The organism is Thauera mechernichensis (genome assembly GCF_029588855.1).
Taxonomy (GTDB): domain Bacteria; phylum Pseudomonadota; class Gammaproteobacteria; order Burkholderiales; family Rhodocyclaceae; genus Thauera; species Thauera mechernichensis.
The window spans coordinates 1-10859 of sequence record NZ_JARQZE010000017.1 but is presented as its reverse complement, the minus strand read 5'-3'; the positions used below and the strand labels follow the sequence as shown (position 1 = coordinate 10859).

The window sequence follows — 10859 nt, the reverse complement described above, 5'->3', positions numbered from 1 at the left end:
GCAGCGCGCTAATCGGCCTTGTACGGCCCCGCACCAAGCCCGATCGGCGCCGGTGCGGCAGCGACCAGCCGGGAGAAGATCTGCGCAAAGTCCTCCTCGCCTGCCCTGGCGCCGGCGCGCGCGCCGCTCAAGGGATCATCGGCAATGAAGCCGGCATTGGCCCTGTCCCAGTCCTCGGCGGTGAAGTGCTTGCGGATCAGCGGCAGCACCTCACGCTCCTCGGTGATCATGTGGCTGCGGTAGAAGGCCGCATAGTCCTCGAAGGCACGCTTGAAAGCCTCGAGTCCGCCCGTGGGGTCCTGCGCGTAGCCCTTGACCGCAGCGTCCAGCACGGCGATGCGCGCCTCGGCTTGAGCGTGCTCGGCTTCGAGACGGTCGAGCGCGGCATCGGCATCATGCGTGAGTGCGCGCAGCGGCCCGAAGAGGAACTCGTCTTCCTTCGGGTGGTGGCGCCTTTCGGGGTAGGCATCGAGGTAGTGCACCATCGCCTCGAGCAACTTGTGGTCGGGCTGCAGGCGGCCCGCACCGATCTCGCCGATCATGTGGCGGATGGCGTGGATGATCGCCGCCAGCGACTGGTGTTCGTCCATCAGGATGCGCATCGCGTCCATGGGAATGTCCTTTAACGTTTGGGGTCCGGCTTCGCGGGCGAGCTCAGGTCGACAGCATCGCCTGGTGCTTGCCACCAAAGCCGAGATAGGCCTCGATCACGCGCGGGTCATCCGCGAGTTCGTGCGCCGGGCCCTGCATGGCGATCTGGCCGGTCTCGAGCACATAGGCGTAGTCGGCCACCTGCAGCGCGGCGCGCGCGTTCTGCTCGACAAGCAGGATCGACACGCCGCGCCGGCGCAGCTCGCTGATGATGCGGAAGATCTCGCGCACGATCAGCGGCGCAAGCCCGAGGCTCGGCTCGTCGAGCATCAGCAGCTTGGGCTTGGCCATCAGCGCGCGGCCCACCGCCAGCATCTGGCGCTCGCCACCCGACATCGTGCCGGCGTGCTGATCGCGGCGCTCCTTCAGACGCGGGAACAGCGCATAGACCTCCTCGAGCGTCTGCGCGTGGTCGCGCTTGCCCATGCGGTAGCGCTGGAAGGCGCCAAGCACCAGGTTGTCTTCGACACTCATCTCGCCGAAAAGCTCGCGCTTCTCCGGCACCAGGGTCATGCCGCGCGCAACCATGCGCTCGACCTCGGGTACCACCTCCAGGCTGCCGTCGAAGGCGACCTGCCCTCTGGAACCGAGCACCCCCATGATCGCCGACAGCATCGTCGTCTTGCCCGCCCCGTTGGGGCCGATCACGGTGACGATCTGGCCCTCGCCGACGGTGATGCTGGCGTTGGTCAGCGCCTCCACCTTGCCGTAGGACACACACAGCTCCTTGACCTCGAGCACCGGGTTCTTCGCACTCGCGTTCGAGGGCGCGCTGGCTTGGGTTTGTTGTGTCATCGCGTTCTCCTCGCTCACTCCACGCCGCCCAGATAGGCTTCAAGCACCGCCGGGTTCTGCTGCACCTCTTCCGGCAGGCCTTCGGCGATCTTCTGGCCGAACTCCATCACCACCACGCGATCGACCAGGTTCATCACGAAATCCATGTCGTGCTCGACGATCAGCGTGGCCATGCCTTCCGAGCGCAGCCTCTTCAGGAGTTCGGCGAGCGCCTGCTTTTCCTTGTAGCGCAGGCCGGCCGCGGGTTCGTCGAGCAGCAGCAGGCAGGGGTCGGCACACAGGGCCCGTGCGATCTCGAGGATGCGCTGCTGGCCAAGCGCAAGACTGCCGGCCTCGTCGAACATATGGTCCTTGAGACCCACACGCTCGATCTGGTGCGCGGCCTCCTTGAGGATGCGCGCCTCTTCGGCGCGGTCCAGGCGCCAGGCCGAGCTGAGCACGCCCTTGTGGCTGCGCAGGTGTGCGCCGATGGCCACGTTCTCGAGCACGCTCATGGTGGGCAGCAGCTTCACATGCTGGAACGTGCGGCTCATGCCCATGCGGGCGATCTCACGCGAGTCACGACCGGCCACCGGCTTGCCCAGGAACAGCACCTCGCCCGAGGTCGGCGTATCGACACCCGAGATCTGGTTGAACATCGTGCTCTTGCCCGCACCGTTGGGGCCGATCAAGGCGAGGATCTCGCCGGCCTTGACCTCGAGGCTCATGTTGTTGTTCGCCACCAGACCGCCGAACCTGCGCGTGACGTCCTTGGCCTCGAGGATCAGCGTCCCGGGCGCGGGCAGCGTACGCCGCGGCAGAGGCTCGGCCTGGGCATCGATCGTCTTGTGGATGGTACGCATCGGCACAAGCTTCTTGAGGATCGGCCACAGGCCCTCACGGGCGCGGTGCAGCACCAGCACCATCAGGATGCCGAATACGATCATCTCGAAGTTGCCGCTCGCGCCCAGCAGGCTCGGCAGCCAATCCTGCAGCCACTGTTTGAGCACGGTGATGACGCCCGCGCCGACGATCGCCCCCCACACATAGCCAGCACCGCCGACCACCGCCATGAATAGATACTCGATGCCGATATGCACACCGAACGGAGTCGGGTTCACGAAGCGCTGCATGTGCGCATACAGCCAGCCCGAGGCACAGGCCAGCAGCGCGGCAATCACGAAGATGATCATGCGCGCACGGCCGGTGTCGACACCCATCGCCTCTGCCATCACCCTGCCTCCTTTCAAGGCGCGGATCGCGCGCCCTTCGCGCGAGTCGAGCAGGTTGTGGGTGGTGAGCATGCCCAGCAGCAGGAAGGCCCAGATCAGGTAGAAGATCTCGCCGCCGCCATCGAGCGTCCAGCCGAACAACTCGATGGGCGGAATGCCGGTGATGCCGGTGTGCCCGCCCAGGCTTTGCATGGTGCCGAACAGGAAGTACAGGCTGATGCCCCAGGCGATCGTACCCAAGGGCAGGAAATGGCCCGACAGCTTGAGCGTGAGCGAACCCAGCAGGACCGCCACGGCAGCGGTAATGAGCAAGCCCGCCACAAGCGTGAGCCAGGGCGAAGCCCCCACCCAGGCCAGCCAGGCCGGCAGGTCCGTCGCCGTGGTCAGCGCAGCGGTGGTGTAGGCCCCCAGGCCGACGAAGGCCGCCTGGCCAAAGCTCGTGAGCCCGCCCACGCCGGTGAGCAGCACCAGGCCGAGGGCGACCATCGCATACAGGCCGATGTAGTTGAGCAGCGTCACGTAGTACGGCGACAGGATCGCCGGCACCATCAACAGCAGGGCAAGGAAGGCCCCCAGCACCAGACGGTCGGTTCTCATTCTTCCTCCTCCACGTGGTGGCTGGTCAGCGAACGCCACAGCAGCACGGGGATGATCAGCGTAAACACGATGACTTCCTTGTACGCGCTGGCCCAGAATGAAGCGAAGGCTTCGAGCAACCCGACTGCAATGGCGCCCAGCGCGGCGATCGGGTAGCTGGCCAGGCCGCCGATGATGGCGGCAACGAAGCCCTTGAGCCCGATCAGGAATCCGGTGTCGTAATAGATGGTGGTGATTGGGGCGATCAGCACGCCCGAGAGCGCGCCAATGAAAGCGGCCAGGAAGAAGGTGAGCTTGCCGGCAAGCGCGGGCGAGATCCCCATCAACTGCGCCCCGACGCGGTTGATCGCGGTTGCGCGCAAGGCCTTGCCGTACAGCGTGCGTTCGAAGAACTGGTAGAGCGCCACGATCAGCAGCACCGACACCACCAGCACCCAGATCGTCTGCCCCGTCACCATCAGCGGGCCGAGATCGAAGCTGAGCTCGCTGAAGGCCGGCGTTCTGTGCCCCTCGGCGCCGAAGAACAGCAGCCCCAGGCCCACCATCGCGATATGCAGGGCCACGGACACGATCAGCAGGATCAGCACCGGCGCAGAGGCGATCGGCTGGTACATCAGGCGGTACATCATCGGTCCCATCGGCACCACGATCGCCAGCGTGAGCACAACCTGCAGCACCAGCGGCAGTTCATTGACCGGCAGCGCGGACAACACAGCCACCAGCGCCAACGGATAGGCCAGGTTCCAGCCCGCCACCATGCCCGCACGCTGCATCTGGCCGGCCTTGAGGGCTTTGAGGCCGTCGAACGCCGTCACCAGCCCCCCCATCGCCACCAGCAGCCAAACCGTCGCAGGGGTCGCACCCGACTGCATCATCGCCAGTGTCAGCGCGCCGTAGGCCACGAACTCGCCCTGCTGGATGAAGATCACCCGTGTGACCGCAAACACCAGTACCAGAGCCAGCGCCAGCAGCGCGTAGATCGCGCCGTTGGTGATGCCGTCCTGGCCCAGGATCAGTGCAATTGACATATCCATGGATGTACCCCATGTCCGCTGGCCGCCATAAAACGCCAGTCGAGTTGAAAACACCGTGCCGGCCGCGCGACACGGGCAGGCGCGGAGCGCAAGCGCTCCGCGCCTCAGGACTTACTTGAGCAGCGACCAGGTGCCGTTGCGGATCTCGATCATCACGCGCGAGCGCTCGTCCAGACCAAGGTGGTCATCCGCGCTCATGGTGTAGATGCCGGTCGCACCCGCCACCTCCTTCACGCCCTCGAGCGCGTCGCGCAAGGCGCTGCGGAACTCGGCCGACCCGGGCTTGGCCACCTGCAGCGCAACCGGAGCGGCCGCTTCGAGCAGCACGCCCGCATCCCAGGCGTAGGCACCAAAGCTCGACACCGAACCCTCGCCATGCACCGCCTCGTACTTCTCCACATAGGCCAGCGCGCTCGCCTTGACCGGGTGGCTGTCGTCGAGGCTGCGTGCCATCTGCACCGGACCGACCGGCAGCAGCGTGCCTTCGCAGTCCTTGCCGCAGATACGCAGGAAGTCGTTGTTGGCCACGCCGTGCGTCTGGTAGATCGGCCCCTTGTAGCCACGCTCGCGCAGCGTCTTCTGCGGCAGCGCGGACGGCGTACCCGAACCGGCAATGAAAACGGCATCCGGCTTGGCGGCCATGAGCTTGAGTGCCTGGCCGGTTACCGAGGTATCGGCCGGGTTGAAGCGCTCGTTGGCGACGAGCTCGATCCCCTTCTCCTCGGCCTGCTTCTTGAACTGCTCGAACCAGCCTTCGCCGTAGGCGTTGGCAAAGCCGATGAAGGACACCCGCTTCACGTTGTTGGCGGTCATGTGCTCGACGATCGCCGAAGCCATCTGCTGGTCGTTCTGCGGCGTCTTGAAGATCCAGCGCTTCTTGTCGTCCATCGGCGACACGATGCGCGCCGAAGCGGCAAGGGAGATCATCGGCGTACTGGTCTCGGCCGCGACATCGATCATCGCCAGCGAGGCCGGGCTGGTCGTCGAACCGATCAGCACATCGACCTTGTCCTCGGCAACCAGCTTGCGCGCGTTCTTGACCGCCGTGGTGGTGTCCGAAGCGTCGTCGAGCACGATGTAGCGCACCGGTTCGCCACCGATGGTGGTCGGCAGCAGCGCCACGGTGTTGCGCTCCGGGATGCCCAGCGACGCCGCAGGACCGGTGGCCGAGACGACGACACCGACCTTGATTTCGGCGTGGGCGGCGGAGGCGGCAAAGGCGAGGCTGATTGCTGCCAGCAGGGTATGACGCAGTTTCATGGTTTCTCCTCCGATATTGATGCAAACAGCCGGGTACCCGTGACGGGCCTGTCTCACGGCGCCGCCCCGGACTTCGGCGCCTTGTGCTTCTGGACCTTGCCGAGAACCTGGGCGAGGCATCCGCCTGGACCAAATTCTGCATTACAGAAAACGTTTCTCTTATTAGAAATGATACAAAACAGCGCGTCAAGACATTATTTTGTATCGCATGAACACCCTGCTTGAGCCCCTCTGCCCCAACAACGAAAAAGGCAGGAGGACGCTCACAACCGAGCCTCCTCCTGCCTCATCCGCACTCTCATCCGCGACCTTCGCCGCGGTCGCGCCAAGCCCGCGCCGTGCCGCTCTATTGAATATCGGCGTCCATCGCAAGCGAGTCCAACGTGGCGCCAAGCCGTCGCGAGAGCGCTGCCGCGGTACGACGCAGCGCCGCAATCGTCTCGCCGTCCATGGAGAGGTCCATCGACCCTTCGACACCAACGATCGCGATCGCCATGGTGATCTCGTTCTTGAAGTTGAAAACCGGCGCCGCGGCAGCTTCGACGCCGCGCGCAAAATAGTCGCCACTGAGGACGACGACACCGGACTCGCGCACCTGCGCCAGCAGCGCCCGCGCGTCCTCAAGGGTCGCAACCCCCGCGGGCGCCCTGCCCGTCTCCAGTTCGCGACGCAGCAGGGCTTCGGTCTGGCGCTCGGGGAGCCAGGCCGCAAACACGCGCCCACCCGCCGAGCGCAGCAGACTCAGATGCGTACCGGTGACAACGTTCACCGTGATCGGTCGGCGCGGACGCTCCCAGCGCACCACCACCGGACCGGCATCGCTCCACACCGTGAGGGCGACGGTCTCGTTGGTTTCGTCACGCAGATCAGTGATCGCGAGCAGACCCAGACGGATGCGATCAATGCGATCGAGGGCCACCAGGCCGAGGTTGAGCGCAAAGGGCCCCAGGTCGTAGCGCGAGGTCAGCCGGTCCTGCTCGACCAGCCCGCTGCGGATGAGGCTGACCAGATAGCGGTGCGCCTTCGACGGCGGCATGCCAGCTGCCTCGGCGATCTCCTTGAGCATCATCGAACGCCTTCCCGTCGCCATCGCACGCAGAATGCTCATGCCCACCTCGAGCGACTGAACCCCATGCTTGCCGTCAAGTTCTTCGTTCGCGCTGCCCATCGGGACTATTCCTTATTGGAGAAATCGTTTATTTATATGTAACACAAACCTCAGGAGCGCGCGCGTGATCAAGCCGGAACTCAAAGTCTATGCAATCGATGGCATCGTGCCCGTGGTCGACCCGACCGCCTACGTTCACCCCTCGGCGATCCTTATCGGTGACGTGATCATCGGCCCGGGCTGCTATGTCGGCCCCTGTGCCAGCCTGCGCGGCGACTTCGGCCGCCTCATCCTGGAACGCGGTGCAAACCTGCAGGACACCTGCGTCATGCACGGTTTCCCGGGCACCGACACGGTGGTTGAAGAGGACGGCCACATCGGTCACGGCGCCGTACTGCACGGCTGCCGCATCGGGCGCAATGCGCTGATCGGAATGAACGCGGTGATCATGGACAACGTGGTGATCGGCGAGGAAGCCATCGTCGCCGCCTCGGCCTTCGTCAAGGCGGGAGCGGAGATCCCGGCACGCGTGCTCGTCGCCGGCGTGCCGGCAAAGGTCGTCCGCCCGCTCAGTGAAGACGAGATCCGCTGGAAGAGCCAGGGCACCGCGACCTATCAGGACCTGACCCGGCGCTGCCTGGCAACGCTATGCGAAACGACACCGCTGGCCGCGGTCGAGCCTGGCCGCAAGCGCATCGAGATGCCGGACGTGATCCCGCTCGTCGAAACCCGCAAGCGCGAGGGCTGAGCCCCGCACAAGCACTGCATCAGGTCGGCAGGGAAAGCAGGTCCGGGTCCCGGAAACGCTCATGCAGGCGCGGCGACGCCTCGGGCACCGAACCGTCGGCAAGCTGGAAGCAGGCATCGAGGTGGCGTTCCGACGCGCTCAGAAGCCTGCGGTAAAGCTCTCGGCAAAGCAGCCGGGCCTTCTGACCCGGCCAGTCGGACGGCAGCAGGACGTCGGGCAGCACCGGGTCGCGCAGCAGCAGACGACGGTAGTCGTGGATCAGCAGCACGCGCAGCAGCAGGGCTGTCTCATCGCTCGTCTCGAAGCTGCCCTCGCGCAACTGCCCCAGCACGGGCCGGTAGCGCGCCACGAAGTCCCGATACAAGTCAGCAAGGTGCGCCAGGTCCCAGGCCGAATGCACCATCGCCGCATCCGTCGCCGCCGCGCCCAGCGCAGCGTCCGCCGCGATCAGCGGCTTCAGCCGATCGAGCAGGCTGCCCAGGCCCTCGGCCACGAGCGCGTCAAAGGTAGCGATCAAGTCAACGCTTGGATGCACGAAGCAGTCGTTGTTGAGTGCCCCGAAGCCGTGCCACGTCAAGGCCTTGCGCAGGCGATCACGGTCCCGGGACGAGAACTCGCCGACAGTGACGATCAGCCGCCAACGCCGGTCCCATTGCGGCATCGCAGCCGCGTAGATGAGCCGCGACGCCTCATCCATGCGCTGCTCTGCCGACGGCGTGAGCAGGTAGTCCGTCCGCCGCCCTGCAGGCGCACTCGCCAGCCACTCGTCACGCACCAGACGAAACACCGCCGTCCGCACGAGACGCTCATTGAGACCCAGAGGCTGGAGCAAGCGGATGAGGCTCCCCAGCCAGATGCGCCCTCCCCGCGGCACCACGGCATCGCCGAACACCGAGATGATGAGCGAGCCCGCATGCACACGGTCTTTGCGACGGAAATCGTCGAGGATCTGCTGCGAGGGAGAGGACACGATAGCGGCGGGAGAGCGTGCGTTTTGGGGGCGGAAGTCTAGCGGATTCAGTGGCTTGCGTACAGGCAGATGACGCCCCTCAGGCACCTCTTCGGCAACGCCGAGCCCCCGTTTCGACGCCATCGCAGTACCGCCGCCGATCACTCGCGCCACGCCCCACCCGCCATATCGAAGCCGGTCCGAGGGCAGGTTCTCGGCGCTGCAGCGGACGATCTGAAAGAATCCACAAAACGACTCCTGAAAACATTTTTTCTGACCATTTTTGTATCACATCAACAACCACCATAAATCATAAAAACTTTCTATGGAAAATATACAGGACCTGTAGTGCAGACGAAATAAATCCTATCCATCTGTTTTTATTATTATTTTGTTTTACGGAACGTCTTTCCAATAGTGTAATACGAGCGTTTTCAACAACATCAGAACGATACTTTCTATTGACCATTCGGCATCACATTTGTATCGTTTGAACACAGAACCACTCCCCCGGAGAGAGACGAATGAGCCACCCCCTTCTTGACAAGCACCGTGACACCCTCGATGGCGCGCTGTCCGCGATTGCGACGCGTGGCTACTGGACGCCCTTCCCGGAGATGCCGAGCCCGAAGCTCTACGGCGAAACCTCAGCCGACGACGGCAAGCGTGCCTTCGAGGCGCACCTGGGCAAGCGCTTCGAGCTCGATCAGCCGGGCCAGACCGGCTGGCACGGAGGCGAAGCCTCGCCCTACGGCATCGCGCTCGACGTCAGCTACCCGGTGTGCGACCCGGATGCACTGATCTCTGCCGGTCTCGAGGCCATGAAGGGCTGGCAGGCCGTGGGAGCGGATGGCCGCACCGGAATCTGCCTGGAGATCCTCGACCGCCTCAACAAACAGAGCTTCGAGATCGCTCACGCGGTGATGATGACCACCGGCCAGGGCTGGATGATGGCTTTCCAGGCCGGCGGCCCGCACGCCCAGGACCGCGGGCTCGAGGCCGTAACCTACGCCTGGCGCGAGCAGAGCTTCGTGCCGGCTGAGACCACCTGGGAAAAGCCGCAGGGCAAGAACCCGCCCCTGGTCATGAAGAAGCACTTCCAGGTCGTCGGCCGCGGCGTAGGCCTGGTGATCGGTTGCGGTACCTTCCCGACCTGGAACACCTACCCGGGCCTGTTTGCAGCACTCGCCACCGGCAATGCAGTCATCGTCAAGCCGCACAGCAACGCCATCCTGCCGGCAGCGATCACCGTGCGCACCATCCGCGCCGTGCTCGCCGAAAATGGCATCGACCCCAATCTGGTGAGCCTGTGCGTCGCCACCCAGCGCAGTGTCACCCAGAAGCTCGCCACCCACCCGGCGGTCAAGTCGGTCGATTTCACCGGCAGCAACGTGTTCGGCCAGTGGCTGATCGACAACTCCCGCCAGGCCCAGGTCTATGCCGAGCTCGCTGGCGTGAACAACATCGTCATCGACTCCACCGACAGCTACAAGGCAATGCTCGGCAACCTGGCCTTCACGCTGTCGCTTTACTCCGGCCAGATGTGCACCACCTCGCAGGCGATCTTCGTGCCCGCGGGCGGCATCGAGACCGAAGACGGCCACAAGAGCTACGACGAGTTCTGCGCCGACCTCGCCCGCGCCGTCGAGCGTTTCCTGTCCAAGCCCGAGGTCGCTCACGCGGTGCTCGGCGCGATCCAGTCGGCCGACACCGCAGAGCGCATCGACATCGCCAACAGCGGCGAACTGGGCAAGGTGGTGCTCGCCTCGCAGAAGCTCGACAACCCGGAGTTCCCGAACGCCAAGGTACGCACCCCGGTGCTGCTCGCCTGCGACGCCGCCGACGAAAAGGCCTACATGGAGGAGCGCTTCGGACCGATCAGCTTCATTGTCAAGGTCGCCGACACCGCCGCCGGCATCGCGCTGTCCGAGCGCGTAGTCAGCGTCCATGGTGCGCTCACAGTCGGCCTGTACTCGACCAAGCAGGCCGTCATCGACGCCATGACCGAGGCCACCTGGCGCGGCAAGGTTGCGTTGTCGATCAACCTCACCGGCGGCGTGTTCGTGAACCAGTCGGCCGCCTTCTCCGACTACCACGGCACAGGTGGCAACCCGGCTGCCAACGCCTCGTATGCGGACTCCGCCTTCGTCGCCAACCGCTTCCGTGTCGTTCAGCGCCGCTATCACGTCTGAGGAGGCGCTCGTGGAATACCAGAACATCCAGTTCGCAGTGGAGGCGGGCGTCGCCCGCCTGACGCTCAACCGCCCCGACAAGCTCAACAGCTTCACCGGCGACATGCATGCCGAACTGCGTGACGCACTGGACCGCGTGCACGCCGACCATGCCGCGCGCGTGCTGGTGCTGAGCGGTGCCGGGCGAGCCTTCTGCGCCGGCCAGGACCTCGCCGACCCCGACATGGCCACGCAGCCCGACGGCCGCCTACCCGACATCGGCGACGTCGTCGACAAGAACTACAAGCCGCTGGTGCTGCGCCTGCAGAACCTGC

General features: G+C 65.0%; 10 protein-coding genes. 3 read left to right on the top strand and 7 right to left on the bottom strand.

Going from position 1 to position 10859, the window contains the following annotated elements; translation table 11 throughout:
- Positions 1-8: 8 nt before the first annotated feature.
- From P7F68_RS16610 to P7F68_RS16585, 6 genes are all read right to left on the bottom strand, one after another.
- A complete protein-coding gene (locus tag P7F68_RS16610; RefSeq protein WP_277834807.1) occupies positions 9-611 on the bottom strand; it encodes a hemerythrin domain-containing protein in 603 nt (200 codons plus the stop codon).
- Between the two features lie 43 nt (positions 612-654).
- Positions 655-1446 (bottom strand): ABC transporter ATP-binding protein, encoded by a 792-nt coding sequence (locus P7F68_RS16605; protein WP_002929376.1) that lies wholly within the window; start codon positions 1444-1446, stop codon positions 655-657.
- Between the two features lie 14 nt (positions 1447-1460).
- On the bottom strand, positions 1461-3254 hold the full coding sequence (locus tag P7F68_RS16600) for a branched-chain amino acid ABC transporter ATP-binding protein/permease (RefSeq protein WP_002938928.1): 1794 nt from the start codon (positions 3252-3254) through the stop codon (positions 1461-1463).
- Positions 3251-4288, bottom strand: a complete 1038-nt coding sequence (locus P7F68_RS16595) for a branched-chain amino acid ABC transporter permease (protein WP_002929384.1) — start codon at positions 4286-4288, stop codon at positions 3251-3253. The genes P7F68_RS16600 and P7F68_RS16595 overlap by 4 nt, the downstream gene beginning before the upstream one ends.
- A 111-nt stretch (positions 4289-4399) precedes the next feature.
- Positions 4400-5548 (bottom strand): ABC transporter substrate-binding protein, encoded by a 1149-nt coding sequence (locus P7F68_RS16590; protein WP_002938929.1) that lies wholly within the window; start codon positions 5546-5548, stop codon positions 4400-4402.
- A 346-nt stretch (positions 5549-5894) separates the two neighbouring features.
- Positions 5895-6716, bottom strand: coding sequence for an IclR family transcriptional regulator (locus P7F68_RS16585; RefSeq protein WP_277834803.1), 822 nt, complete (start codon positions 6714-6716; stop codon positions 5895-5897).
- A gap of 64 nt (positions 6717-6780) precedes the next feature.
- On the opposite strand from P7F68_RS16585, the gene paaY reads away from it, so the two are divergent.
- Positions 6781-7404 (top strand): phenylacetic acid degradation protein PaaY, encoded by a 624-nt coding sequence (gene paaY / locus P7F68_RS16580; protein WP_002929391.1) that lies wholly within the window; start codon positions 6781-6783, stop codon positions 7402-7404.
- A 19-nt stretch (positions 7405-7423) separates the two neighbouring features.
- Here the strand turns inward: paaY and paaX are convergent, their stop codons facing one another.
- Positions 7424-8518 (bottom strand): phenylacetic acid degradation operon negative regulatory protein PaaX, encoded by a 1095-nt coding sequence (gene paaX, locus P7F68_RS16575; RefSeq protein WP_277834800.1) that lies wholly within the window; start codon positions 8516-8518, stop codon positions 7424-7426.
- Between the two features lie 359 nt (positions 8519-8877).
- On the opposite strand from paaX, the gene paaN reads away from it, so the two are divergent.
- Together paaN and P7F68_RS16565 are read left to right on the top strand one after the other, a co-directional pair.
- A complete protein-coding gene (gene paaN, locus P7F68_RS16570) occupies positions 8878-10545 on the top strand; it encodes a phenylacetic acid degradation protein PaaN (RefSeq protein WP_277834798.1) in 1668 nt (555 codons plus the stop codon).
- Between the two features lie 10 nt (positions 10546-10555).
- Positions 10556-10859, top strand: a 304-nt coding sequence (locus P7F68_RS16565) for an enoyl-CoA hydratase-related protein (protein ID WP_277834796.1), incomplete at its 3' end; no start/stop codon positions are given.